At 55.2% G+C, this 26,010-nt stretch carries 26 protein-coding genes and 1 tRNA gene; 16 read left to right on the forward strand and 11 right to left on the reverse strand.

Going from position 1 to position 26,010, the window contains the following annotated elements:
• Window positions 1-34 precede the first annotated feature (34 nt).
• Window positions 35-919 carry a B12-binding domain-containing protein gene (locus tag Mal52_RS06105; RefSeq protein WP_231962536.1) on the reverse strand — a complete coding sequence of 295 codons (885 nt, stop codon included), beginning with the start codon at window positions 917-919 and terminating at the stop codon, window positions 35-37.
• A gap of 226 nt (window positions 920-1,145) precedes the next feature.
• Between Mal52_RS06105 and Mal52_RS06110 the strand changes: the two genes are divergently transcribed.
• The 9 genes from Mal52_RS06110 to Mal52_RS06150 all read left to right on the forward strand — a co-directional run bounded on the left by Mal52_RS06110 (window position 1,146) and on the right by Mal52_RS06150 (window position 10,154).
• The gene (locus Mal52_RS06110) at window positions 1,146-2,102 is read left to right on the forward strand and encodes a sigma-70 family RNA polymerase sigma factor (RefSeq protein ID WP_145424185.1); all 957 of its coding nucleotides are present in this window, start codon (window positions 1,146-1,148) and stop codon (window positions 2,100-2,102) included.
• A gap of 260 nt (window positions 2,103-2,362) precedes the next feature.
• On the forward strand, window positions 2,363-3,085 hold the full coding sequence (locus Mal52_RS06115) for a polysaccharide deacetylase family protein (RefSeq protein ID WP_197534693.1): 723 nt from the start codon (window positions 2,363-2,365) through the stop codon (window positions 3,083-3,085).
• A 156-nt stretch (window positions 3,086-3,241) separates the two neighbouring features.
• On the forward strand, window positions 3,242-4,198 hold the full coding sequence (locus tag Mal52_RS06120) for an SDR family oxidoreductase (protein WP_145374824.1): 957 nt from the start codon (window positions 3,242-3,244) through the stop codon (window positions 4,196-4,198).
• A 340-nt stretch (window positions 4,199-4,538) separates the two neighbouring features.
• Window positions 4,539-5,099 carry a transcription termination/antitermination protein NusG gene (gene nusG, locus Mal52_RS06125; RefSeq protein WP_145374825.1) on the forward strand — a complete coding sequence of 187 codons (561 nt, stop codon included), beginning with the start codon at window positions 4,539-4,541 and terminating at the stop codon, window positions 5,097-5,099.
• Between the two features lie 51 nt (window positions 5,100-5,150).
• Window positions 5,151-6,935, forward strand: a complete 1,785-nt coding sequence (locus tag Mal52_RS06130; RefSeq protein ID WP_145374826.1) for a hypothetical protein — start codon at window positions 5,151-5,153, stop codon at window positions 6,933-6,935.
• A gap of 178 nt (window positions 6,936-7,113) precedes the next feature.
• Window positions 7,114-8,820, forward strand: coding sequence for a hypothetical protein (locus Mal52_RS06135; protein WP_145374827.1), 1,707 nt, complete (start codon window positions 7,114-7,116; stop codon window positions 8,818-8,820).
• Window positions 8,821-8,950: 130 nt separating this feature from the next.
• Entirely contained in the window at window positions 8,951-9,340 is a 390-nt protein-coding gene (locus Mal52_RS06140; protein WP_197533744.1) for a DUF4430 domain-containing protein, read from the forward strand.
• Window positions 9,337-9,912 (forward strand): DUF6580 family putative transport protein, encoded by a 576-nt coding sequence (locus tag Mal52_RS06145; protein ID WP_145374829.1) that lies wholly within the window; start codon window positions 9,337-9,339, stop codon window positions 9,910-9,912. Before Mal52_RS06140 ends, Mal52_RS06145 begins: the two co-directional genes overlap by 4 nt.
• Before the next feature lie 168 nt (window positions 9,913-10,080).
• A tRNA-Asp gene (locus Mal52_RS06150) sits at window positions 10,081-10,154 on the forward strand.
• A gap of 220 nt (window positions 10,155-10,374) precedes the next feature.
• Here Mal52_RS06150 and Mal52_RS06155 read toward each other — a convergent pair.
• Window positions 10,375-10,854 carry a hypothetical protein gene (locus Mal52_RS06155; protein ID WP_145374830.1) on the reverse strand — a complete coding sequence of 160 codons (480 nt, stop codon included), beginning with the start codon at window positions 10,852-10,854 and terminating at the stop codon, window positions 10,375-10,377.
• Window positions 10,851-11,798, reverse strand: a complete 948-nt coding sequence (locus Mal52_RS06160; RefSeq protein WP_231962537.1) for an NAD(P)H-binding protein — start codon at window positions 11,796-11,798, stop codon at window positions 10,851-10,853. The genes Mal52_RS06155 and Mal52_RS06160 overlap by 4 nt, the downstream gene beginning before the upstream one ends.
• 195 nt (window positions 11,799-11,993) lie before the next feature.
• Here Mal52_RS06160 and Mal52_RS06165 point away from each other — a divergent pair, with 195 nt between their 5' ends.
• Window positions 11,994-12,260 (forward strand): hypothetical protein, encoded by a 267-nt coding sequence (locus Mal52_RS06165; RefSeq protein WP_145374831.1) that lies wholly within the window; start codon window positions 11,994-11,996, stop codon window positions 12,258-12,260.
• Window positions 12,261-12,521: 261 nt separating this feature from the next.
• Here Mal52_RS06165 and Mal52_RS29605 read toward each other — a convergent pair whose 3' ends face one another.
• Window positions 12,522-13,577: a hypothetical protein gene (locus tag Mal52_RS29605; protein ID WP_197534694.1), complete on the reverse strand. Its 1,056-nt coding sequence runs from the start codon at window positions 13,575-13,577 to the stop codon at window positions 12,522-12,524.
• Between the two features lie 60 nt (window positions 13,578-13,637).
• Here Mal52_RS29605 and Mal52_RS29610 point away from each other — a divergent pair, with 60 nt between their 5' ends.
• On the forward strand, window positions 13,638-13,934 hold the full coding sequence (locus tag Mal52_RS29610) for a hypothetical protein (protein ID WP_197534695.1): 297 nt from the start codon (window positions 13,638-13,640) through the stop codon (window positions 13,932-13,934).
• On the opposite strand, the gene Mal52_RS29615 is transcribed toward Mal52_RS29610, so the two are convergent.
• Both Mal52_RS29615 and Mal52_RS06175 read right to left on the reverse strand, forming a co-directional pair.
• A complete protein-coding gene (locus Mal52_RS29615) occupies window positions 13,931-14,158 on the reverse strand; it encodes a hypothetical protein (RefSeq protein ID WP_197534696.1) in 228 nt (75 codons plus the stop codon). The two genes, Mal52_RS29610 and Mal52_RS29615, sit on opposite strands and share 4 nt — an antisense overlap.
• A gap of 132 nt (window positions 14,159-14,290) precedes the next feature.
• Window positions 14,291-15,262: a YybH family protein gene (locus Mal52_RS06175; RefSeq protein ID WP_145374833.1), complete on the reverse strand. Its 972-nt coding sequence runs from the start codon at window positions 15,260-15,262 to the stop codon at window positions 14,291-14,293.
• Between the two features lie 80 nt (window positions 15,263-15,342).
• Between Mal52_RS06175 and Mal52_RS06180 the strand changes: the two genes are divergently transcribed.
• A complete protein-coding gene (locus Mal52_RS06180; RefSeq protein ID WP_145374834.1) occupies window positions 15,343-15,609 on the forward strand; it encodes a hypothetical protein in 267 nt (88 codons plus the stop codon).
• A gap of 180 nt (window positions 15,610-15,789) precedes the next feature.
• Entirely contained in the window at window positions 15,790-16,008 is a 219-nt protein-coding gene (locus tag Mal52_RS06185) for a hypothetical protein (RefSeq protein ID WP_145374835.1), read from the forward strand.
• Window positions 16,009-16,047: 39 nt separating this feature from the next.
• Here Mal52_RS06185 and Mal52_RS06190 read toward each other — a convergent pair whose 3' ends face one another.
• Together Mal52_RS06190 and Mal52_RS06195 are read right to left on the reverse strand one after the other, a co-directional pair.
• The gene (locus tag Mal52_RS06190) at window positions 16,048-16,371 is read right to left on the reverse strand and encodes a GlsB/YeaQ/YmgE family stress response membrane protein (protein WP_145374836.1); all 324 of its coding nucleotides are present in this window, start codon (window positions 16,369-16,371) and stop codon (window positions 16,048-16,050) included.
• Window positions 16,372-16,811: 440 nt separating this feature from the next.
• A complete protein-coding gene (locus tag Mal52_RS06195; RefSeq protein WP_145374837.1) occupies window positions 16,812-17,186 on the reverse strand; it encodes an STAS domain-containing protein in 375 nt (124 codons plus the stop codon).
• A gap of 243 nt (window positions 17,187-17,429) precedes the next feature.
• Between Mal52_RS06195 and Mal52_RS06200 the strand changes: the two genes are divergently transcribed.
• Window positions 17,430-18,215 carry a TerC family protein gene (locus Mal52_RS06200; RefSeq protein WP_197534697.1) on the forward strand — a complete coding sequence of 262 codons (786 nt, stop codon included), beginning with the start codon at window positions 17,430-17,432 and terminating at the stop codon, window positions 18,213-18,215.
• Between the two features lie 20 nt (window positions 18,216-18,235).
• Here the strand turns inward: Mal52_RS06200 and Mal52_RS06205 are convergent, their stop codons facing one another.
• The 3 genes from Mal52_RS06205 to Mal52_RS06215 form a co-directional block, all read right to left on the reverse strand.
• Window positions 18,236-19,195, reverse strand: a complete 960-nt coding sequence (locus tag Mal52_RS06205) for a sugar phosphate isomerase/epimerase family protein (protein ID WP_145374839.1) — start codon at window positions 19,193-19,195, stop codon at window positions 18,236-18,238.
• A 501-nt stretch (window positions 19,196-19,696) separates the two neighbouring features.
• The gene (locus Mal52_RS06210; RefSeq protein WP_145374840.1) at window positions 19,697-20,851 is read right to left on the reverse strand and encodes a DUF1570 domain-containing protein; all 1,155 of its coding nucleotides are present in this window, start codon (window positions 20,849-20,851) and stop codon (window positions 19,697-19,699) included.
• A complete protein-coding gene (locus tag Mal52_RS06215) occupies window positions 20,852-21,706 on the reverse strand; it encodes a hypothetical protein (protein WP_145374841.1) in 855 nt (284 codons plus the stop codon).
• Window positions 21,707-22,023: 317 nt separating this feature from the next.
• Here Mal52_RS06215 and Mal52_RS06220 point away from each other — a divergent pair, with 317 nt between their 5' ends.
• Both Mal52_RS06220 and Mal52_RS06225 read left to right on the forward strand, forming a co-directional pair.
• Window positions 22,024-24,117: a thioredoxin domain-containing protein gene (locus tag Mal52_RS06220; protein WP_145374842.1), complete on the forward strand. Its 2,094-nt coding sequence runs from the start codon at window positions 22,024-22,026 to the stop codon at window positions 24,115-24,117.
• A 175-nt stretch (window positions 24,118-24,292) separates the two neighbouring features.
• Window positions 24,293-26,005 (forward strand): WD40 repeat domain-containing protein, encoded by a 1,713-nt coding sequence (locus tag Mal52_RS06225; protein WP_145374843.1) that lies wholly within the window; start codon window positions 24,293-24,295, stop codon window positions 26,003-26,005.
• The last annotated feature ends 5 nt before the right edge of the window (window positions 26,006-26,010 follow it).

Consider the following 26,010-nt stretch of genomic DNA (forward strand, 5'->3'; position numbering starts at 1 on the left):
ATGCCGATTCATCCATTTTATAGCAGCATCCAGTTCAAGCCGGTCTGAGGGTCGATGCGAACGATTCCAAATGCCCCAGCGTGTCACAGAAGGCATGGGCCTTCATTTGTTTTCGCAGCTCTTCGGTCATCGCCCGTCCACCTATTGCCAAAGCCGTTCCGTTGGCCTGTGCTGTCGCATAGAGTTGTTCGACATCCAGCAAGAATTGCGATCTGTCTGCAATGTGAGATGCACTAATCCAAAATAACTTCGGCTGCTTTTGCTGGATTGCATGCACCAACGTCTCGGCCGGGAGATTGTTGCCCAGCGTCTCGGCATTCCAGCCATCTTCGCGGAGCACCAACTCGACCAAGGTCGTCGAGAGTGAATAATGATCGCCCGCTAAGGCGCCGCCGATTGCCAGAGGGGCGTCTGGATCCACCGCAGGCAATGTCGCCCGCAACTCGTGCAAGACACGCAGGCACATTTCGCAAGAATGGCGCTCCTGGTAAACCTCGACTTCGCCACAGTCCCACTTCTCACCAATCTCGCCAAACGCCGGTGCGATCACTACGTCGCCGATGCTGCTGAACTTGTGATTCGCCAGGACGAGATCAAAGACGACCTGTCGACAGGCTTGTTCATCGTCTGCGACCAACGATTTGATCATTTGTCGCTGCGCCGCATTCAACGTCCTGGGGCCCTGTCCCGTTGAGGGAGGCAAGCCCAGCACAGCTGGATCGGCGATGTTGAGTCCAGAAGTTTTAATAAATTCCAGAACATTGCTGATCGCCAGCTTGCGATGCCCGCCGGCAGTGCGAGTTGTTTCGATCAGACCGCGGTCGCACCAGCGTTTTAACGAGGATTCGCTCACGCCGATTGCGCGTGCAACCTGTTTTGGTGAAACCAGTTCGCTCATTGTATTCACTTCCCGTGCCATGGATCCTCCCTACGCAGCGATTATAGCCGGGCAGGCGGTTGGGGCGAACGAATTGCACGTTTTTTTGGCGAAGCGACCTGTTGAATTAACGTTTTTAATGGTTTAGGTGAACGATTTGGACGATTTAAGGGTTGACGCCGGGCGGTCGACGGCCTAGAGTGGGGTTGAGATGAACGTTTTGAACGTTTTTTGTTTCTGGGGTAAACCGCGAGAAAGGCGAATTCTCATGTCCATGGTATTGGTTGCAAGTCGAGCGAAAACTGCACAGCGGTCGAGTCAATCCGTCAGCCCTGAAGAGCGCGATGAGGTGCTGCAGCTTCTGCAGGAAGAGATTGCCTATATCCATAACGGGGAATTCGAGCATCTGGATATGGACACTGTTGAACAATCGGTGCATCACGCGGGAATTCACCGCCAGCAGCCGTCCTCTGGGGCAACCGTCCCGGATGGGCTTCCCGCTTATTTGGCGAACCTCTACACCATTCCGTTATTAACGGCTGAGGGAGAAGCGGCGTTATTTCGCAAAATGAACTACTTAAAATACCGCGCGAATTTGTGTCGCGTCGCGCTCGACCCGGATCGACCGCAACGCAAGCTGACTCAGGAATTACGTCGGTTCTTGGATGCAGCGGATCGTGTTCGCAATCAGCTGGCAGAATCGAATCTGCGACTGGTCGTCTCCATCGCACGCCGTTTTGCCGGCCCCCGGTTTTCCTTTGAAGAGTTGGTCAGCGAAGGCAACATGATTTTGATGAAGGCGATTGAGAAGTTCGATTACTCCCGCGGCTACCGATTCAGCACCTATGCCACGCATTCCGTGCAGCGGCATTTCTTCCGTCATTTTCGCACGACCAAACGGCGAAACACGCATGAAGTGGCCATGGCGGATGAGTATCTGAATGAATTGTCCGACAAGAGCGAGCAAGAATCGGACACACTCGATATCAGTGATGCACAAGTCGGTGAGATCCTCGCTCAGCTCGACGAGCAGTTGGATGAGCGCGAACAGTATATTATCCAAGAGCGATTTGGCATTGGTCCGTCGGGAACCGCGCGGACGTTGCAAAGCTTGTCAAAAGAGCTGCACGTCAGTAAAGAACGCGTCCGCCAATTGCACCATAAGGCAATCGCAAAACTGCGAAAAGGATTGGACCACCTCTTCCCGGAGATGATGACGGTCTGAAGGGGGGAAGGGGGGAGGAGGCGGAGTATGTGACGAGCAACCGTCGCCACATCCGCGATTGTCCCGACGAATTCAGCGATTGCACCGATCATGACGATTGAGGACTTAAGCATCGATTGGCAAAGCCTCGGTTGGCTGTTTTACAGCCGGTCTCGGTTGGTTTTTGCTGTATAATTGCCGGTCCCCCGCCGGCAAAACTCCCGTGTGTCGCGACCCGTTTTCCCCGGCTGTGGCCAATGCCCCCCGAGGAGAAGTGCGTCGTGTTTTTGATTGGTGCCCCGCGAAGCCGTCCGTCGGTATTTTCACCCCGCTATATGTGGAACCGCGGTGTCGCTGCGACCGTTTCTCGGCAGAAACTTTTACTCAATGGCCCGCCTGATAGTCGGATGGCTGCGTTGACGTTCGATGACGGCCCGCATGCTGAACACACACCGGCAATTCTTAGAGTGCTCGCCTCTCACCGCCTTCGCGCGACGTTTTTCGTCACCGGCGAAAAAGCCAAACGCTTTCCCGATCTGGTGGCCCTCATCGCCCAGAAAGGGCACGTGATCGGCCAACGTGGCTATTATCAACAAGGCTCCGCACCCAAGACCGAGCAGGAATTGGTGGAAGAGTTGTTGATGACCGAACATTGGATTCGGAAGGTCACGGGTGAGTCGCCCCGGTTGTACCGACCCGCCCAAGCCAAGCCGTCGATGTCGCACCTGCTGCAGCTGTGGCGACGAAATCAGACGGTCGTGCTTTGGAACCATGATCCGAGCGACGCGGATTCTCCTTCCTCTGCAAAGTTATCCTTAACGCTAGCGAAAAACCCCATCCGAGGTGGAGACATCGTGCGGCTGCATGCCACCGCACCCCACACAGCAGCAGCGCTGGACAAGATGATTCCCGGCGCCAAACGCTGCGGTCTGGAATTTGGCACCCCACTGGCTTGGCTGGATTCCCCTTCCCAATCCCCAGCAGATATTCACGCCGGCCACTGATTGCGTTATAAGCAAATCTCACGCATGTCCCCGGTCCCCTCAGCCTCCGGCGGGGCTGCACAGAAGCAAGAAAATAGAAACACGGGCGCACCCAACCGCGTCGAATTCGAACTCCCATCAGGTTTTCCGAAAACAAATAAATAAGGAACGTTTCCAGTGGCAAAATATTTGGTGACCGGCGGTGCGGGATTCATTGGCTCACATATTGCCGAGCGATTGGTCAAACGGGGCGATCAGGTGCGGGTCTACGATAATCTCAGCACGGGCACGACCGAAAACTTCGCTCATTTGGGCGATGCGGTGGAATTCGTCGAAGGAGACCTGCAGGACGTCGACAAGATGGCGGCGGCGGTCGAAGGGATCGACGTGGTGTTCCACCAAGGCGCATTGGCGTCGGTGCCGCGGAGCATTGACCGTCCGCTTGATACGCACGATGCCTGTGTCACCGGCACGGTGGTCTTGCTCGATAGCTGTCGTAAGGCGGGAGTGCGGCGCGTGGTTTATGCCGCCTCCAGCAGCGCCTACGGAGACTCGCCAATCATGCCCAAAGCTGAAGCCCATTTGCCCGGACCGCTTTCGCCATATGCCGCTGCGAAACTCGCCGGCGAATTGTATTGCCAAGCCTTCGCCAATTCGTACGACCTGGAGACGGTGCGGATTCGTTACTTCAATGTCTTCGGTCCTCGCCAGGATCCAAACAGTCCGTACTCAGCCGTCATCCCGCTGTTTGTCGCCGCACTGTTGCGCGGCGAACGTCCCACCATTTACGGCGACGGCGAACAGTCGCGCGACTTTACATTTGTCGGTAACGTCGCGGACGCCAACCTGTTGGCAGCTGAGGCCGCAGCGGAAAAAGTTTCAGGCAATGTCTACAACGTCGCCTGCGGTGGCAGTTTGAGTGTCAATGACCTCTTGCGGGCCATCTGCGATTCGCTGAATAAACCCTTCGATCCGATCTATGCTCCGGCGCGCACGGGAGACGTCAAGAACTCCTGGGCCGACATCTCCGCTGCTCAACGCGATTTAGGCTACAACCCGGAAATCGATTTCGAGACCGGGCTGAAGGATACAATTGACTATTACGTGAGCTTGGCGACAACAGCCAATGCGTGACTTAGGTGATTGGTGCTTGCGAACTGTGGTCGTTACCTAAATCGCAACGTCCGGAAAAAACACACAGCTGTCAGGGTCGCGCTAATCGGCACGGAAGTCGGGTCGTTGCGCGGAAACATGACTGGGGAAACGCGAGAGGATGCAATAATCCATCATTTGCGTTGCGGATTCTCATCATTCCCACTGCAAAGGGTCGATTCCTAAGGTAAGGTGTTTGTAGGGCGAAAACCCTCACCCCGGCCCTCTCCCAGAGGGAGAAGGGGTATGTGTTGCCTCACTGGTCTGTTGTTTGTTTTCCTTTGCACAATGTGGAAGCGGTCCTCCTCGACCGTTGTAAACGATGCCTATTCTTGCCCAAGAACCTGAACTCTACCCGGACAATTTGTTCGAGGCGATTCAGGTCGATACTGCGCAGGATCGGAAATGGTTTGCAGTGCACACGCGACCGCGCAGTGAGAAAAGTCTCGCGCGGCGGCTCGTCCGAGACGACATCTGGTTTCATCTGCCGGTGCAACAACACCAGTACCGCACCCCCAAGGGGCGCAAGTGCACGTCGTATCTGCCGCTGTTTCCGAGTTATCTGTTCATCTATGGGGATCACACGGACCGGTTTCGCGCCATGCTGACCGACCGCATCATCCGCATTCTGGATGTTCCCGACGGCCAGCAGTTGACGTTTGATTTGCGTCAAGTGCAGCAAGCACTGGAATCAGGCGCCACCGTGCGTCCGCAATCCAAACTGATCCCCGGCGCGCAGGTCCGCGTGACCAGCGGCCCATTCGAGAACCTCGAAGGCCGCATCGTCAAACGCCAAACCGGCGACGTGCTGTTAGTCGCCGTGCATTACCTGCAACAGGGCATCACGATTTCGCTGGAAGATTGCCAGATCGAAGCGATCTAACGTACGCCCAACTTGTCGGACATTGCTGTCGAATTGCCCCGAATTCGCTTCATGACGTCGCCAGTTTGCTTTATACTGCATCCGCTCGATACGCTTCGAAACATCGAAAGGATTAGCATGTTTTTCCGCCGCGCTGCGCTCTGCTTGTTGCTCTTGGCTGGCACTTGCTCCATCACCCAAGCGGATGAGAATCCGGGGGATTGGTTTTCGGACGATGCGATCATTGTCGTTCGCGTGCGCCAACCGAAGGCGACGATGGCTAAGGTCGTTTCGTTTGTCTATTCGGCTGCACCGATGTATACGCCGCTGCTCTTAAGCAATGAATCGGATATTCTAGAATTCACGAACGAACCGCTATTCAAAGCAACGGACCTGGATCACGACTTTTGGTGGGCGATGTTTAACGATGAGGCTGGCGAGGCTGTGTCCGCCTTCATCGTGCGAACGCGCGACGATGATGAAGTGATCAATGAGTTAAATGAGTTGATTGCGGACGACGCTTCGGAAAGCGTTTTGAGGCACGGTCGGTACGTGATCATTGCCACTGCACAACCGACGCTTGACCAAATTCAAAAACGGATTGACGGTCAGGGGACCTCATGGAGGGAGTCGATCTCGCCCGAACAAAAGAAAACCTTTGAGACCGGCGACCTATCCGTCCACGTGAATACTAGGCATGTTTATGACATTGTTCGGAAAAATGCGGATGATGATGTGGTGGCACATAAAGAGTTTAGGAACTCTCTCACCCAAATGCTTTTTAATGCGTATGACGAAGAGGCCGTTCTGAAGTTCGTCAGCCGTGAAATCCTGGAAAAAGGTGCTGATGCGATTGTGGGCGCCGCCGGAGTAGCGATCAGTGCTACGGTCGATCACACCGGCATCGAGACCGAAATCTTGATTGACCATGATCTGGATCGAGAGAATGTAAAACAGAAACCACACGCATTGTCCAATTTTCAGGTGCTCCACCGCATGCCGCCGGACCGCCAATGTTATGTAGCGGGAACGGCGCCGATTCCTAGCCCGGCAGGTTGGTTTCTCAATGTCATCGATGTTGATAATCATGACGACAAAGATGCCCCCACGCTAACCGAACAAGGAAAGATCCAACGCCGGTTGAGAAAATTGAAATACGGACAATGGTCCGTCGCATTTTCGTTGCCGACGATCACGTTGCCTGAATTTCGTTTGGACGAGGTCGCTGAAATTGAGAATCCGCAAGCACACCGGCTCATGAACAACAATCTGGCCATCATACAAACGCAGTTTAAGGAGTTCCGTGAGAAACGGGCCTACGAATTGTTGGATGGCGTCGAACAATTTGGTGATCGCACCGCTGACATACATCGCATCACCTACAAAAAATCAGATGAGGAGAATGAGGACACTCACGCGAAAATCTACGGCAGCAACGGTTTAGTCTCCCGTTGTGTGTACGAAGGCAATTTGTTTGTCAATACGATCGGCGGCGGGATACAAGCCATGCAGGAGGCGCTGCAGCGAACGCACGCAACCGATATCGCCAATTTACGACCAGGACTCGCCGCGACACGAACCAAACTCCCGGAAAATAGCAGCTTTATCCTCTTGTTGGATGCGGCAAGTGTATTTGCCTCACTGACCCAATTAGATGAGGGCGTAGCGAACCACGAGGGCAAGCTTGGCGAGATCGTTGATCTGGGTATCAAAATGGCAAAGCCAACTCAATCATTTTGCGGCGTTGCGTTCGCATTGGAGTCGGAACAGGCACGGTTGAATCTGTACGTTCCAATCGAACAGCTCAGAACCAATTCCCCCTTTTTTTTCATGATGTTTGCAGGTGAATTCCTCTAAGGCCGCAATGTTGCCAAGACAATCGATTCTCCCGCACGGCCATTTTTGATCCAACCACACGGTTTTCTCGTTACCGTTCTACGCGTCGCGCCGGTATACTCACCTTCAGGCGATAACGCGTGATAGGTCCGCTTTGGGTCCCCCCGTTTCGCCCGTTGGAATACAAGGAAACCTTGCCATGTTACGAAGATGCGCCGCGATCGCTTGTTCGCTTGTTCTGGTCCTCACCTCCGCTGCGGCGGCTGTGGAGCATCCTGCTGAGTTGTTCTCCGACGACGTGTCGTTGATCATCCGCCTGAAAAATCCGCAGGCCACCACGAAAAATGTAGCGGAATTCGCCGAAGTGATTGATCCCGGTTTCGGGCAGATGGTCACCGCCAGTGCTCAGGGGCTGGGACCGATTATTTCCAATCCCACATTGGCGGGAGTTGATCAGGAAAAAGATTGGTGGGTTGGTGTGTTCGCCTCTGACCAGGGGCGACCGACGCTGGTGTTTGTGATCCCCGCCAAAGACACGCAGGCGATGCAAGAAGCCGTTGCTGCTAGGGAAGGGGTCACGTTTCTGGCGCACGAGTCGTGGGGGATTTATTCCGCCGATTCGTGGACGATGGACAGCGTCCGCGCCTGCATCGACGGCAAAAAGAAGCCACTGGTTGCCAGCGTGGATCAGGCGCTGCGCGAGACCTTCGAGCGGGGCGACCTGTCGGTGTTTCTCCATGTCACGCAATTGGCAAAAGTCTTCGATGCCGATATTGCCAAGGCCAAAGATGAATTGGCGGCCCTTGCGGACAACGCTCCTCCGGGAGAGGAAGCCATGCTGGAGATCTACCTGGATTTGGCGCAACCGCTGTTCCAATCGCTGGAAGATGCCACCGGCGCCGTTGTGACGCTCACCGTCAATCAACAAGGGGCGACCTTGGAAGCATTGGGCAAAGCCAAGGAGGGGTCCGAGACCGCCAAGCTTCTCGAAGAGGCCCCGTCGGAGAACGCGCTGCTCACCAAGTTACCCGAGGGCGGACAAGCCTACTACGCGATCAGTTCCATTCCCCAAGCGCTGCAAGATTGGAGCATCAAGATGATGGACCTCTCCGCCCAGCTTTCTGACGGGAATGCTGAAGAGTTAGATAAAATCAAAGTCGTCATGCGGCGGATGCAGAAATTAAAGTTGGGTGGGTTGGCGGGCATGTTCGCCGTCACGGCCGAAGGCGACGAAGCTGGCGTGCGGACCGCTTCCATTATGGAAGTCGCCAAACCGAAACAGATGCGCTTGCTGACCAAGGAACTGATGACCGCACAGTCGGGACTGACGATAAGCGGAGTCGAAACAAACTATGAACTGACCGAAGACGCTGAGACATTTGGGAAATACAAGGCCGATACACTCAAAGTCGAACAAACCTTCGAACAGAATCCCTTCCTCGATCCGAACCGCATGATGGAAGTGTTCTTCGGCGAAGAGGGGATGTTCAGCCGCACTGTCTATACCGAGACGCAAGTCATTCAAGCCATGGGGAGCAGCAAGGAGCCGATGGCAAAAATACTGGAGCGCCTGGCCCAGACCGATCCTCCCGCACTGAGTCCTGAATTGCAGGTCACCCGTGAGGCATTATCCAAAAAAGCGAATCTGATCGGCATGATTGACTTGCCCAGTACGTTCTCTCGCGTGGCACGGTTGTTTCTCAATAGCGGTGTTTTTCCGCTTCCCTTCGATCCGGAAGCTATTTCCCTCACCGAAACGACCTCCTTTTTCGGGATTTCACTCGCCACCGAGTCGCAGGGGGCCCGCGCCAAAGTCTATCTCCCTGCGGAGCAGGCCAAACAGTCGTATTTGTTCGGCATGGAGGTCTATGAGGCCTTCCTCAGCATGCAGCAACAGCAATTCTAACCCCCGCACTTAGCGGCCCGCACAACGCGGGTGGCTGCCGTTTCCCTCTCGACCTCACTGGTGAAATCCCATGCAGTCTTGCTTATCCTCGCCCCGTCTCGTCAGCCGTCGCCGGGTTTGCGCAATTGTCGTGTTCGTTGGAATTGCGGCAATTCTCCCGGGAAATCTCGGTCAAATCGTGGCCGCCGACCCCGAACCATTGAGCGTCAAGCTGATCATTGACTACAATGACGGGGTTGAGAAGCATTTCACCGCCATCCCCTGGAAAAAAGGGATGACCGTTATGGATGCGATGCGGTACGCAAAGCGCGGGAAGCATGGCATCGATTTCAAGTTTTCCGGCAACGGCGACACAGCGTTTCTGACGCAAATCGACGACCTGAAAAACGAGGGTGGCGGCGAGGGAAAGAAAAACTGGATCCTGCGCGTCAATAAAAAACTGGCGACGGAGAGTTTCGGCGTCTTCGAGTTAAAATCTGGAGACGTCATACGCTGGCAATTCGAGGTTTTTAAGTTATGAGAGCAGACTTAAGCATGCGCGGGGAAACAGCAGCCAAAACGGGGGTTTTTCTGGCATTGGTGGGATTGTGCGCCTTTGTGCGACTGATTCCCCACCCGCCGAATTTCACTCCCGTCGCCTCAGCGGCGCTGTTTGCCGGATTTTTCTTCAACCGCCGGCTGGTCGCCTGCGCCGTGCCACTGTTGGCCGTACTGGTCAGCGACGCAGTTTTAGGGGGGTATTCCCGGTCGGTGATGATCGCTGTCTATGCCGGACACGCCTTTCCCGTGCTGCTGGGCATGTATTTCGCGAATCGCATGACACCCCTGCGGATCGGTGGAAGTGCCGTCATCGCAGCTGTGGTGTTCTTTTTGGGCACAAATCTCGCTGTCTGGTACAACGGAATCCTGTTCGAACGGACCGCCGCCGGGCTGGTCGCCTGTTACACAGCGGCTTTGCCGTTCTTCCAACACACGCTGCTGGGCAACTTGTTCTGGTCCGCCACGATTTTTGGAGCGTATGGAGCCGCCAATTGGCTGGTTTCGTACCTTCAGCAGCGCAATCTGCAACCGGTCACCATTCGCAAAAGGTAATCGGCGGCAAATTCCTGAAATGTCGTCGGCAGGAGGATTGAACAGCGAGGAAACAGTCGCTAAAATCCTGCTGATGTCATACGGAGTCGGTCATTTGCACAGAAATGTGTCAATTGGGGTGAACGTCACCACAACCTGTGACCGAAAAATGACATACAGTTTTTTTGAGGGGCCGTAGCTCAATTGGTTAGAGTACCGGACTGTCGATCCGGGGGTTGCGGGTTCAAGTCCCGTCGGCCTCGCTACTGAAAGCCGTAAGTACCAGAAAATTGGTGCTTGCGGCTTTTTTTATGTATCGCCGTGGAATTGGCTTTTGGGTGCTGCTCGATTTTTCCGAAAGATTTCACAACTCGAACGCTCAATTCGCCCCAACCTAACCGAGATGGTTTGCTTGTCCGTCCGGACTGCGGTGGTGAACTGATTGAAAGCTGACAGGTCAAGTTGTTCCGCCTTCCGCCAAGCTCAAGAGAACGCCTGCGTCGCCGCGTATCTTCTTCGAGAGCCGAGTTCCTCAAACTGTTGTTGCGACTGATCACGGAAGAATGAAAAGGTAATCCCGGTGAATCGTCCGTCACCTGCCGCCACCGCATTGAGTGTGTCCCATAAGGCGACTCGCTCCTGAGCAGCGGCAGAGAGTGCCTCCAGTTCGATCACTCGACTGAGATCCGAGTAGGTTAGAACGGAATCGTTCAATTTGAATCGTCCCAGTTTTTCGGCGAACCATGCCGCCCCTTTTTTGATCGTACTTTCACTTCCCCCAGCTCGGCGAATCACGTCGCTGACAATCGATTTCTGGGCTTCGATTTCAACACCTAATCGATGCAAAAACTCCCCCAACGGTGTTTCCCGGTTACTGGACTCGCAGCGGTCCGCTAACTCGATTTCACCGACCATCAGGGCCAAGTGATCGTTCAAGTAAATGATTAGTCGAGTGTCGTTCATGTCCGCTCCGCTTTTGAATGAGAGTCACCGCTTTTCAAAGCTCTTCGAATCGCCTCTCCTGTTCCCACGGGACGAACATCAAATACGTCCAGTGCCGTTTTATCCCGCACGATTGTTGGGTTCTTGAGCCCCTCAATCAGATGACGGCCCACCTCGGCAGTCGCCGGGGTGACCAGCCCCAGCCATAGGCTCGACAAATACGGCGTGAGTACGGGAACAGAGATCAACAAACGGTGGAGTTCTTGTTGCCGGACGTATTCACGAATCAAATCTCCATACGTGACAATGTCGGTGCCACCAATCTCGAAAATTCGGCTTTCACCCGGCGGCAAATCTAGGGCCGCCAACAAGTAAGCCAACACATCATCGACAGCGATGGGTTGGGTCGGAGTCGCCAGCCAGCGGGGGCAGAGCATCACAGGCAGACGGTCTGTGAGGGAGCGGATCATGTCGAAGGAGAGGCTGCCGGCCCCCACAACGACCGAGGCCCGAAACTCGATCGTTTCTACTCCCGATATTCGCAGAATCTCCCCCACCTCGTGCCGACTGCGCAGGTGCGGCGACAGTTTGGGATCGGTGTCATCACCCAACCCGCCCAGATAGACGATCCTTTTCACGCCCGCTTGCTTGGCAGCGGCACCAAAATTCTCTGCCGCTTCACGATCATTCTCCTCAAAGTCGGTGGAGGAGGCCATCAGATGGACGAGGTAGTAAGCGGTTTCAACCCCTGCCAGTGCAGCATCAAGAGACGTCTTGTCCAGTACGTCGCCTTGGACAACTTCGGTTGATGCTGAAACATTGGGCCGGAGTTTGTCGGGACTTCGTGCGAGGCAGCGCAGTGCGACTTCTCGCTGTTCCAACAACGGCACCAGCCGACTGCCGACATAACCCGTCGCTCCCGTCAAAAGGACGAGTGGCCCTGTTTTGTTTTCGGTCTCATCCAATGGTATTTGGCCTCGTCCGCATGGGGTGATCGCCAATCCGTGCTTGCAATTTCATTCACGGCGAAGTGTCCGATTCGACGTCCACCGCTACAATACATTATACCGTGTCCATGTCAGTGTACGTGAAAGAGGACACAATGCTATCCTTTCGCAAACCGGAATCGATAACAAATCACAAAACCAGGAGAACTTCCAATGTCTGACCCATCAAAGCTCACCATTGAAGAACTCATCAGCTCGCTCAAGCAACACCGCGATGAATTGGAGTTGAAAGTGCACTTGGCGACTGCTGAAGGAAAAGAGGAGTGGGCGAGAGCGACAGAGAAAATGGATCAAATGGTGAGCGACTACGAACCATTGAAACAAGCCGTTGGTGAATCAGCCACCGAGGTTGCTTCTTCTTTAAAACTTGTCGGTCAAGAAATTATGAAAAGCTTTGACCGTATCCGCAAAACGTTTTGAGGATCCATTTCTCCTAGTGAAACTGTCACCGATCCTGATAATCATCAAAGACACTTTACGCTTGTTTGCGAGTGTAATCTAGCTGTTGGCCACACCGCTCCCTGCGAACGCATCGGCTGATCGCACATTGTCGGTGCTTGGGCGAGCGACTCCCGATGATCGAGCGCGTGGAAGAGCGTTGGGTATCAATGCAAACAGTGGTGCCGTTTTGAGGCGGCACCACTGTTTTTCGAACCTGTCGTGTTGTGTCTCGTCGCTCCCCTATGGGTTCGCTTGAGTTTGTTGTTTGTCGTCCTGCTTCAGTCGCACGAGCAGCCATTGTTCGGTGCGGTCGGCTCCGTAATGCACCAAGCAAGGGGCTTCGTCTTTGGTCAGGTTGTACAGACCTGTTTCGAAGACCGTTGTGTCCGCGTCGCCGATGGTGAATGCGACACGTTGCGTTTTTTTGTCGACCGAACCATGCACGGTTTGCGTGCTGTGGCTGGCGCTGTCGGTGTAGTTACCGCGCAGAATGCCTTTTTTGTTGACCGCAAGCTGCACAACCAAGTCGGATGTTTTTTGACCTTGTTTGCACATGGCGAACACACCCAGCGGTAACCAGTCGCCATCTTTCGGGGCGTCTGCTTGGGTCCCGGTTTGGGCCAGTTGCTCGGCTTGGTCGTAGTATTGCTCCGACGTGCCGACATCTTGCCCGTTCACATAGACGCTATTGTCCTGGTAGGTGACGTTATTGCCGTAGTCGTAATAGACCGGCTGGGTCGCTCCGTAGCCAAACCAACTGCCCATGGAATCCCATGTGCAAATGGCCCAGGCTGTCCCTGCGCCCCATGCGGCGGCACGCCACGCGTTGGGATAGCGAGCATACCAACCGGGGCCGTAGTAATTCCAGTGATAGAAGTTGCCACGCACACCTGCAGCCACGGCATAACGGCCTGATGGTGAGACGGCTACGAATCCGCGTGCGTATCCGTGTGGCCCTACAGCAGCACCACGCGCGGCAAATCCCCCATTCGGTCCACGGACGGCACCCCCGGCAGCGGCGCGTCCGTTTGGTCCGACGACGACTCCCCGTCCAGCGGCACCCCCACCGGCGCCCTTAACTCCCCGTCCAGCAGCAACGCCACCGTTCGGTCCGACGGCTGCCCCGGCATATCTTGTGTTGCCGGCCGGTCCGGTGATCGATGCTCCCGCAGCCTCTCCGCCCCGTGGGCCTTGGTAAGTCTTGGTGTTGACGTTGTAGTCGCTGCTGAGGCTCCCGCGGTTCACATTCGTGTTGTTGATATTGGTGTTGCGATTAATGTTCGTGTTCCGGTTCACGTTCCCATTGCTCAGACCATGCAGTCCACTATCAGATGGTAAACCGAGGAATGAGTTGAGTTGGCTACGGGCTGGACCGGATCCGGAAAAACGGTCGCCAAAACCATCTTGCGAGAATCGACCGCCACCCTGAGCACCGCCGCCACGAATTCCCCCGCCGGCTCCGCCCCCGAAGCGTCCGCCACCGGCTCCTCCGCCACCGGCTCCTCCGGCACCCGCACCACCGAAGCGACCGCCGCCAGCTCCAGCGTTGCCGCCGAGACCTTGGCCGCCGCCGAATCGGTCGCCACCGCCCAAACCACCGGCACCGCCGAAGCGATTGCCGCTGGCTCCGCCAAATCGATCGCCGCCGCCTAAACCGCTGGCTCCACCGCCGAATCGATTGCCACCGCCGGCGCCTGAGAAGCGATCACCCCCGGAAAATCCACCGCCTCCCAAGCGACCACCGCCTCCGCTGAATCCACCTCCGCCGCCACCAAAGCGACCGCCACCACCAAAGCCGCCACCGCCGCCGAATCGGCCACCTCCGCCTCCACCGAATCGGCCTCCGCCGCCGCCGAATCCGCGGGTCCAACCTTCACTCACCGATACCGTGAACAGCAATCCAGCGACCATGGCCAATGCTAGGCAACGTTTCATGATTTCTCTCTCCGCATCAATATGTAAGCTGTCTGTATGAATGTTTTAAGCGGCGAACCAATTGCCCGGTTCAATTATTTCGCCGTGACGCGTCGGAGGATCACTTCACCAGTATCGGGCAGTTCAGTACCGCCCGAGCTACGGCTGATGGATTGCCAGACATAAGCCCCGTCGTCGAGTGGTACCAACAGGTTGACCGCCGAAGTGCTTTCGCCAGCGCCTGAAATTCCATGAACTTCCGATTGCCAGCCGTTTTTGAGCGGCGACCAAACGCCGACGGCATGTCCGCCGTCGGAATGGAAGTGCCAGGATTGAATGTGTCCGTTTTGTGGGTTGTAGCCGATGATCTCCACACCGGAATTCGAAGATTTGTCGGGATGAGTCACTGTGTAGCGGCGTTCGACAAAGCTTTTGTTGGCGATCCAGCGGCAAACGAACTCGGCTTTGACACCATGTTCTTCAGCCGTCCAAGTGCCGATGAGCCAGTCCAGATCGGCCAAATTGCGGTAGGCTGAGGCGGTTTCGACACGAATGTCACGCACGGTCGACATCAACCATTTTCCGTCCACCTTGACGTGAACCGTTGTGTACTTGCTGATTGCCGGAGCCCCGGCTGGGAGTGGATCGAGGATGATGCGCCCATCCTCGATTGCCGCATCGGGGCTGAGCAGGCGTAGCGAATCGATCGCCAACTTCATTTTGACGTCTTTGTGCTGCTTGAAGAACGCGCGGTATTCCTGTTCGATCGCCGCCCGCCCGGTGAAAACTTGGCCACTCTCGTCAATGTAGTCGCCGTTCTCCGTCCACAGAGCTGCCAGCGCCTTGGCTTTTTTGTGATTGAAGGCGTCAACGAATTTTTTAGCGGCCTGACGAATCGCCGCCAGTTCATTCTCGGCAGAGGCATCACCGTCGTAGTTTTCGACAGCGGCAGGTTGCTTTTTGGCATCATTGCCCGGCGAATTCTCTTGTGCGGTCACCTGAGAGCAGCCAATGCTCATCAAGACAGGGAGCAGGAACAGCGGGACCAACGCTTGCGTGTTTTTCATGGGAGCGTCCTCAAGAATGGGATTCGTCGACAATAGCCGCAGCAATCAAAAGCGCCGGCCCCAGGGCCACGAGCAGGTGCATGGAAGAGCATTCAAACGGAAATCAAGCCGCTCAGATCGAAATTCATGGCGCAAAGTCATCTAGCGTACGCCAGTTGCCCGGAAATGAGTATAGTTCAGCCTATGGGCCCATGCAATTAATTGTCCGCAGCGGCGCGGCCTTGCAGGGCCTGATACGCGGCGGAAAGGGAATGCGTTTCTTTGCGAAGGTTCTGGCTGATTGGACTGAGCCTGAAACAGCGTTTCCTAGGATTAACGCTTGTGTCGATCGTGGGGTTTACCACTAAAATTCCGCTGCAGTCGACACCCTGCGGCAGGTGTCCGATTCAAGAAGTTTCCTTCACAACGCTCTCTGTGCGACGGGAAAATTACGACGGTTTTCGTGGGAGTGCCCACTCGATTATTGCGGGCGAAGTGTTATACTTCCACCAATTATTGGATACACACGTTGCCTGGAGACGAGACGCATGGCGAAGAATAAACAGCAGAAAAAGAAGGAACGCGAGCGACGGGTTGCCCAGAAAAAGCTAGCGACCCAAAAGCGGCAGCGGGAGAAGGCCAGCGAAGAGTCGGAATCGACGACGCCCAAGACAAAACGCGTTTTTTCCAGCGCGCCGCCGGCCAAGAAACAGCCTGCTGTTTCCCAAAAGAAAACCACATTCACGCAGCGGCGCAGTGGCGGCTAGAGTTGCCTCGCGCTGCGGGCATGGGTCAACAGTGTGAAATCAGGGGTGAGACGAGTCGTGCTCGTTGGAGTGCGACTTGCGACGTCGTGTTTTACTGACAATCCACCAGATAATAATCAAGACCATCGAGCCTGCGAATGCGGAGACGAGGTCTTGAAAGCTGACGTTGAGTTCGCCGAGCGCGAGGTTGATATTCAACACTTTGAACAGCCCGCCGCCAATCAGTGCTCCCGCTAGTCCCACTCCCAGGTTGGTCCAGCGGCCCAGGCCTTCTTTTTTGAAGGTGACGACCATCCCCGCGAGCGAGCCGGCCAATGCCCCCACAATGAGCCAGACCACGATTTGGGCAAGTTCAAATTTCATGTGCGGATCCTCAGTCAGTTAGCGGAGCGAGTGACGTTCAATAAGCGATCATTTCACACGCAACGTCTATAGCTGTCAACTGTAGCATCATGAACACAAGGGCTGCAGTTTCAGTTCATTCGTAGGAGCCGTTCCTGCTACTAACGTTTCAACGTTTTGAATCCTGCGCAAATTTTAGTGCGGCGAGACTTTTTGATGTCCAGCGGCCATTTGGCAGATCAAACGTTGAACGATCCTATCGAATGAATAACGTCGGAGATCATTGGGTCACTCTGCATGTGGAGGGTCGCCATACACGACGGCAAGCCGTCGGTTTGGGGTGTTGCGGTTTCACGCCCGTGAATCTGTGTTTGATCCGTGTTCCATCTGTGGCTAAAAAATCGTCGTTTTGGTTGCGGCTCCGCCGCGCTGGGTGATCGTAGGACTGCCCCGCAGCGGTGCTAACGCGGTTTGCTCGGCATGTGTCCCATGACGGCGTCCTCACGCGAGGCATGATTGGGAAAGCGATCGCCAAGTCCCATGCGGCGGAGCACGCTATGGTTGTCATCCGAGAGACCACACAGCCGCAGGGTGCCCCCTTCGAGGTTGGCTCGTTTGTGCAGCAAGATGAGCTGGCCAATCAAATAGCTGGTCATCCAGACGGGGTTGGCGACTTCAAGGATGAATCGTTGGATCTGTTGCTGCTCCCCAAGACTCCACAGCGATTCAGCGAGGGGAGGCAGGACGCTCTCGGTGCCGATTTTTTCGATCCGCACAAAGATCCAATCGGTGCTGTTCTCTACCTGCAATTGCCAACCGGTTGCCAATTCCAACATGCCTGTCGCCTCCTGAGAGTTCGAAGACGGTCAACGAGCGCTCCCCCCGTTTATTTTTACGTTACCGCTTCGGCGTTCGGGTATCAAGCAAATTCCGTGACCGACCGCTGAAGTGTCGCGTGACGGTCCATTCTGTCCGTTATAGCTTCGCCAGACGTTCCAGGCTGGAATTCACGCTCGAACTTGCTATCGTCAAGACCACTAAAATGTGACATTGACCAGCAAAATAAAGGATTGTCAGCCGTGGATGTTTTCCTCCCTTTTGTTTCACTGGTGTTCCTCAGCGCGGGATTGGGGATCGATAATGGGTTATTGATCGAGTTTTCGCTCAAAACACTCAATTTGGAGCCGCGCAAACATCTGATCTGGCGCTCCGTCGCGCTGCTGATGGCGGCGTTGTTGCGGATTGTGTTCCTGTTCAGCTTATCTCGGCTGTCGTTTTTAGAACGCCCGCTGCCCGACTACGCTTGGTTACCCAACCGCTGGTTCAGCGCGCATGCCGATGAACTGACTTGGATGAGCCTCGTGCTATTCGCCGGGGGACTGATCATTCTCTTCATGGCCGTCTGGGAGTATTATCACAAACTCCGCGCCGAAATGGATGGTCCCCATCACGGGGAGACAGCGACTGAAACCGGCACAGGGCGCATGCTTGCGGTCGTCTTTTATTTGGCAAGCATGAACATCCTGTTCAGCCTCGATTCGGTGTTTGCCGCCGTGGCGATCATGGATCTCGACACGCAATTCGGCTGGATGGTGGCGGCCATCCTGCTCGCTTCATTGGTCATGGTGTTTGGCATGATCCCAATCAGCGCCATCATCGCCAAGAACAAACACTTTGGCGTGCTGATGCTGTCGATCCTGGCAGTGATTGCGACCAAACTGCTAGTCGACGGCACAGGCGCGCACTTTTCCAACGGCCTGCTGATTTTTATCATCGGGATCTTGTTACTCAACGACGCAGCACAAGCGGTGATTGACCGCGCGGCGGCGAAGCGGAAATTGCGAATGGCGGCGCGGCAGAAGTAGAGCCACAGGAATCTCGCGTCTCACGCGATTGCTTTTTGTACCGACGTCCGCATTTTTTCCAGGCCGGTTTGGGCGACGGTCAGTGCGTCCTGTTTCCAGTAGTCGCGGTTGAATAATTCCAACGACAGCGTGCCGCGGAAGCCGGAGTTGTAGATGGTTTGGTATATTTCAGTCAGCGGGGCGATGCCGTCGCCGGGGTAGACGCGGTGCGAATCGTTGATCGTTTCGCGAGGCGGGTCTGCTGGGTAGTCGTTGGCGTGGAACACGTGAATCGAATTGCCGGCCACCATTTGCAGGCCGCCGAAATCCGATCCCCCTTTGTAAACGTGATACACGTCCGGCAACAAACAGGCGTTTGGATGGCCGCTTTCGATGGCGACGAAAACCGCTTCGCCTAATCGCGCGAGTGATTTGGAAAAGCCCCAGACCTCGACCTGCGGGACAATTCCCATTTGGTCGCCCAGCTCCAACAACGCTCGGTAGCGCTGGGCTGCTTTGAACAGATCCAGGTCAGCTTGGTCGGTCGCGCCGGCGGGAGGGGCGGCGATGCGGGTGCCGCCGATTTGTGCCAGTGCATCCATGTTGCGTTTGGCCTCTTCCAATGCTTGGGCACGTTTCGCGTCGTCGTCGACGATCCAGTTGGCAAAGGCGATCGCACTATCGACCGTCAGCCCCAGGTCGGAGATGCGTTTGCCGAGGTCCTTGAGCGAGCCGCCTTCTTTCACGTACGCATCGATTTTTCGCGACCAAGGTTCGACACCGTCGTAACCTGCTTTGGCAGCCGTTTCGATTTCCTCGACCAACGTCAAGTTTTGACCGCGAATCGTGCCCATGTTCAGGCAATACCGAAACGGTTCGGACTTCGGCCGAGCATCGGCATCCGCAGCGGGTGTCGGCGTGGGGGCAGCCAGCATCAACCCGGCCCCAGCAGCCGCCATGGAAGAAGTCAGTAATGAGCGTCGCGAAATGTTGTCGGTCATGGTGGCGGTTTCTTTGTGAGTTTGTCGGGAATGTCTTTGCTGGGAGTGCTTCAAGCGGCGTCTTCTTTATTGTAAACTAAAACCGCTGCTGGACTGAATCGCCCCCGATTTATTTTTCTATGGCTTAGTAGTGCGAAGGGCTTTTAAACCCGCTCAACGACGACCGTAGGGGGGCAATTTGTCGTGTTTTTGGAAAAAGTCTCACGCAAAGCCGCAAAGCTCGCAAAGAAAGACGCAGGGGAAATTCATGTTTCAATGTTGCCAGTGTGGCGGGGAAAATGTCATTCCGGAAAATCTTTTTAGTGCGCTGGGCGAGTTATACGAAGGCCGACTGCAACTGGTTCGATGCCGCAATTCTCTTGGCGGCCTTTGCGGCTTTGCGTGAGGCTTCTTTTTTTCGAATCGCAGGAATCGTTTGCGGGGCGACTATCGTTGACGATGGCCCTCGTTCGTACGACCTAGAAAGGTGCGTCGCGACGCACGCTACGATGCTGGGGTACGTTATTTGGCTCGTTGCATGAAGCGTAACCATTCTTGTTCGAGCTTGTTCAAATCTTCGCCGAAGGCCGATTGGAATTCCGCGATCCGTTCTTGGGGCGTGCCGAATCGGAGCGGTTTCTTGGCGGCCAATGTTTTTAAATAGTCGGCATAATCGTCGCCGCGCGTCTTGAGCAGGAAGTAGCTAAGCGCCCAGCTTTCCGCATAGGCGTCCTCAGCGGTTTGAGCATCCAGCAGGCGGGCATCGGATTCGATCAGTGTTCGTAGCGAATCAGCTGTGCGGCGGCGGCCGAATTGTTTGAAGCGATTCATCCGCACGGAGTTGAGTTTGCCGATCGTTTTCCATCCCGACCGACTCCGCAGGTCGGGGGTTTCGAAAAACATGGCCATCCCTTCCGTGAACCACAAGGGATTATCGGCGTAGCGCGTATGCAATCCGCAATTGAATGCGATCTGGTGTGTTGCCTCATGGACGACCGTTGCCGTGTTGAAGGGCGTGCGTGCCATACGCCGGTTGATCTCCGCCACGTTGCGTGCTGCGCGGTTTTGTTTCATTTTCGAGAGATCATACAGCACCACACGGTTTGTCTTGAGTGAATAGTATCCCTTAGCCGTTGCGGTCTCCGGTCCGGCGTCGGCGGTTGCGAAGGCGGCGAAGTCGCGTTGGTTGGCGAAGACGATGGCCGTTAAAGGAAACTGCGGTTCGGTGAATTCAAAATTGCGCCGCGACCAATAGTTCTCGAATCCCGCATACAATCGTTCCAACAATCCACCACACCAATCGGCATAGGCTGCGCCGGCATCGGAACAGATGAGGTAATGTTTGGTCCGCGTGATTTCGAATCGGTCGCCGAACTCTTGTTTGAGTTGCGCGCCCAGTTCCTCTGCTGTGAGCGGTCGAAATGGTTCGTCCCGTTTCTCACGCTCGACGATTTGTTCAGCGGCGATAGCGGCAATCGCCCCGTCGGCGGACTGCAACATCACGCCTCCGTCGGCCGCTTCGACGAGGATCCGTCCGGTGACAGCGTGCTGTTGTTGCTGTTCATCACGAAAAACGACCTGTTCGACCGTCTCGGCGAATAATGGTGGCAAGGCGACGGCGAGCACGATGCAGGTTACAGAGCAGCAGATTCGTATGTGACGTGTGATGGCGCGCATTCATTTCCCCGTTACAGGGATTTTGATTTTGGGAATCTCGATCGTGCCCCACCACTGATCGTTGTTTGCTTTGGCAATGTCAAACTTGGCATGCAAATAATAGGTCCCCGTGATGCCTTGCGGAAAACTCCAGTTTGATTTCGGCCCCAGATCGAGATGGGCAGCGGCACCGGGCCGGATTCCCGCTCCGCGTGCGGAGATGTTGAAACGCAATGTACTGTCATGCGGCAAACGGGTCATCCCTAAGGGAACCGTCATCCCGTCGAATGGACCGTTGGAGGGGGGGACGGTTTTTCCGTCGGCGTTTGTGACGGTGAATTGAATCGTTTCCGGATCGAGCGGAATTTCCATGACATTCACAACACCAGCCACGTTGCGAAGTTCCAAGTAGGTCGACAAAATCGGCGTGCCGGCGACGACTTCTTTACTAGTAACACTCAGGCGGGCTTGCAGTCCATGGACCGGTTGGGACCAAGCAGTGGCGTCGTTGGCCGCAGCTGTGTCCCAGGCGAGGAAGCGTCCGTACTTGGCTGGCAACGCTCCCGTTCCCCCTGCTTGCGCACCGGCCTGCCAGCCTTCGATCCATCCGCGAATCACGGGACCATTCCAGTCGTTGGGATTCGTCGGACAGGCGAAATGGTTTTGCGGACCTTCTGCCCAAAAATAACCACTGCGATATCCACTCAAATACATCTCACGTCGTTTCTCGACGGTGTCAAACGGCGTCTTTCCCGGCACCGGGATCGCCGCAAAGCGTTTGTGATATTCGGCATTCGGGTCCTCCTCTTGGGCAAAGAGCGAAAACATGGCCAAGGAGGAAAAGCAGAGTGTCCCTAAGATTAAGCGCTTAAGCATCTTAGTGGTCCTTACAAGTCGTTTCAAAACCCTCTGACGCGTCTCACTGACACCGATCTGAACGTTTCGAGAACAAGCGCAACCGGGTTTTGAAACTGATTCTAGTGAACAAAAGGGCGGTTTTGTGACTCGATACAAGGCCGAGCAGCAATTATACGTCAAATGGAGTCGGATGTAACCGGAATACGCTCTCCTGTTGGCGGGCGTTTGCGCGACGTGACAAAAGGAGCCTGCCTTGTTCCCCCGGGGGCAGCGCCATAGGATTCCGACAGTGTGCTGTTGCCATTCGTTTCCTATTTGTACGCCGTGAACTTGCCATGTCAGATTCAACCCCCACAGACAATCGTCCCACCAATCGCCTGTCTGGGGAAACCAGCCCCTATTTGTTGCAGCATGCTTACAACCCGGTGGATTGGTATCCCTGGGGGGAGGAAGCGATTCAAAAGGCGCGCGATGAGGACCGGCCGATTTTTCTTTCGATTGGTTACAGCGCTTGCCATTGGTGTCATGTGATGGAACACGAGAGCTTTGAGAATTCGACAATCGCTGCGGTGATGAATGAGCGGTTTGTGAACATCAAAGTCGATCGCGAAGAACGGCCCGACTTGGATCAGATTTATATGAACGCCGTGCAATTAATGACCGGTCGCGGCGGTTGGCCGATGTCGGTGTTTCTGACACCGGAGCTGAAACCGTTTTATGGCGGCACTTATTTTCCACCCGAGGCGCGAATGGGGATGCCCGGTTTTCCTGACATTCTCGTCCGTGTGAGTGAAGTCTGGCAGGAGCGGCGTGAGGAACTGCTGGAAAGCGCGGAGAAATTAACGGCGGCGATCAGCGACATGGTCCCGCCCGCGGCGGCGGACGCGGCGCCGGGTGAAGAGACATTGCGTAGTGCCATGCAAGCCTTGCTGCGCAGTAGCGACGGCACGCATGGCGGATTCGGAGCCGCTCCCAAATTCCCACACCCCATGGATATTCGGTTGCTGCTGCGTTGTTGGCAACGTTTTCAAAATGAAGAGGCGCTGGAGGTGGTTAAATTGGCGCTCGACAAAATGGCTGCCGGTGGAATCTATGATCAACTAGGCGGAGGGTTCCATCGCTATTCCACCGACCACCGTTGGCTGGTGCCGCACTTCGAAAAAATGCTCTACGACAATGCGCTGCTGACCAGCAGTTATGTGGAGGCCTATCAGGCAACCGGCGATACGGATTATGCCCGCATTGTCCGCGAAACACTCGACTACACACTCAAAGAAATGACACAGCCGCAGGGCGGGTTTTACAGTACGCAGGACGCCGATAGCGAAGGTGTGGAGGGGAAATTCTTCGTCTGGTCGGAGCAGGAGATCGTCAAACTCTTGGGCGAAGTGGATGCGCGGCTATTTAATAGTTATTACGACGTCACCCCCCGCGGCAATTGGGAAGGGCACACGATTCTCAACCGCCCCCGCCCACACGACGAAGCTGCTGCAGCGTTGGGAATTGACCCGCAGGAATTGCGAGAGAAACTGACGGCCTGTCGCGAAACGTTATTCGCTGTCCGTGCGAAACGCATTGCACCGCAGCGCGATGACAAAGTGCTGGTTGCCTGGAATGGCCTGATGATCGCCGCCATGGCGCAGGCCGGCCGCGTTTTGGGTGACGAACGATACCTCTCCGCCGCAGTGGACGCCGCTGAGTTTGTGTTGGGGGAAATGCGGAACGAATCCGGACGGTTGTTGCATAGCTACAAAGATGGCCGCGCGCGATTCAATGCCTACCTCGACGACTATGCTTGCTTTGTCGATGGACTGGTGGAGTTGTATCAAGCGACCTTTGAGGAAAAGTATCTCGAAGTGGCAGCCGAATTGGCGACGACGATGATCGACCAGTTTCACGAACCAGAGCAGGGGGGATTCTACTACACCAGCCACGACCACGAGCAGTTGATCACGCGGCAGAAAGATCTGCAGGACTCAGCAACCCCGTCGGGCAACAGCATGGCAACGACAGGTTTATTGAAGTTGGCCCGGCTCACGAGCCGTCGCGATCTGGAAGACATTGCACTCGGCACTTTACGGATGCTTTCCGGCATGGTGGAAAAACACCCTTCAGCGGCCGGACAAGCCTTGCTGGCTGTCGATTTTCTCATCGGCCCCACGCATGAAATCGTGTTGGTCGACGGCAGCAATGCGGAGGAAGGGAACGCCGTTTTCCATGAACTCGAATCGCGGTTCCTACCAAACAAAGTCGTCGTCCGAACATCGGCTGCCTCGTCGCCATCCGCTCTTCTCGGGCCGTTGGTCGAAGGCAAGACGGCGTTAGAGAACAACGCAACGGTGTTTCTCTGTCAGCAAGGGACGTGCGCTGCGCCGGTCCGAGGCGACGATCTTAAAGCGGCGCTGGACTCACTTGTCACAAAGATGTGACATCCGTCAATAAAATGTCACACCTTATGACAGTAAGTTGGAAATTCAACAACGTTTTTGTTGGAATCCGTTAACTCCTCTCACGAATCAGTTGCAGTCAGCGTATACTTTGCCGAGTCTCTGCTCTGCGGTGATAACTACAATTACGTATTCGCGAATTCGAGAGGAGAAAACCATGCTGGCGCGCATCGGTTGGTTTGTCGCGGTCTCGTTGGTTGTTGGGTGTGCAGAATCGACGCCACCAAAACCGTCGTCTCCACCAAAACCTTTGGCGGAGCCGAAGGCTGAGAAATCCGCTACTGTCGATCCCGAAATAAAAACTGCAGATCCTGCGAAAGAGGCTGTGGATCCCCCGAAAGACGCTCCGCCGGTGATCGATCCGGTGGCAACTGCACTGCGTGGGAAACCTGTGGGCTTATCAGCGGTCAAAAGTGTGCGATTCAATCCCGAGGGTAACCGTTTGGCGGTTGGCAGCGGTGATGGGGTTGTGCGGATATGGGATGTCGCTCAACGGACAATTCTCCACACCATTGCCGCCCACGACAATTGGGCGTTCGATTTGAATTTCAGTCCCGATGGTAAGATTCTGGTCAGCGGAGGCGGCGATAATTATATCAAATTGTGGGACGCCGAAACCGGCAAGCAGCGGAGCGAAACCGCTCGCCAAGAAGACGATATTCATGGCGTTGCATTCTCACCAGACGGACAATCGATCATTTCCGGATCCGACGATACACTGGTGATGATCTGGGAACCGGCTTCGGATAAACGTCGATTGTTGGTAGGGCATGAGAAGCAAATCACCGCGATCGCCATGCGGCCCGACGGGCGGCAGTTTGCCTCGGCCAGTCGCGACGGCACAATTCGCCTGTGGTCCCTGCCTGAGGGAAAAGAAGTAGGAACATTGGCGGGGCACGATGCTGATGTCCTGGCCATCACATACAGCCCAGATGGTAAGACGCTTGCGTCAGCCAGTTATGACAAAACCGTTCGCCTGTGGGATGTCGCAAAAGCTTCGTCGTTGCGAGTTCTGAAGGGCCACAAGGACTGGGTCTTTTGTGTGGCCATGACGCCCGATGGTGCGTACCTGTTCTCAGGAGCCGGCGACGAAGTTGGAATTTTGTGGAATCTGAAGACTGGCGAGATTGCAGATGAATTCCAATTCGACTCCGATGTTACGGCAGCAGACTTTTCGTCTGATGGGAAACTGCTGGCCATCGGATTTATGTCCGGTGAAGTGTGGTTAACCCAATTTGCAGATGGCCAGTGGAAGTATCAAGACATGCTTGCACCGGCCGGGAAGCAAGTTAAGGTTTCGCGTGCCGATCAAATCCAACCCTCGGAATACCTGGAACTGCATAACAACGCTACTCAACAAGGAAATCCAGAATGGTCCGATGCCGTGGCGCGACTTGCTACCGTCGGCGATGGGTTTACTTTGACCATACTTGAGGAGATCGACGAATCCAAACTCACGGCTGCGGAGACGGAGTTATTCAATCGCACCCGGCAACAAATTCAAGCCCGCGTCAATGGTAAAACAAAGCCATGGACAGCTGCTCACATCAACCGGCTTCTAGAAAAAGCGGCCTATTCTGATTTGATGTGCGATCCAACTGAGTCGTATTTGGTTCCCTGGACATTGAAGTCCTTGCGCGGGGCTGCCGAATCGACTTCCATTGTCAGGGAAATGATTGTCAGAGTTGAAACCGATTACGAGTTGTCGCCATCGTTTGAGAAGGATTTGAAATCCAAGACTCTGGATCTCTATGGCGTAGCTGGTGATGCAGAATCAGAAAAATCGATGCTTAACAGCGCGCAAGAACGGGTTCGGAATTATGCTCGGCGCATACTCAACCCCACGCCCCGTTCGGACTCTCCAAATTAGTCGTT

The organism is Symmachiella dynata (assembly GCF_007747995.1).
In the GTDB taxonomy this organism is placed as follows: Bacteria; Planctomycetota; Planctomycetia; order Planctomycetales; family Planctomycetaceae; genus Symmachiella; species Symmachiella dynata.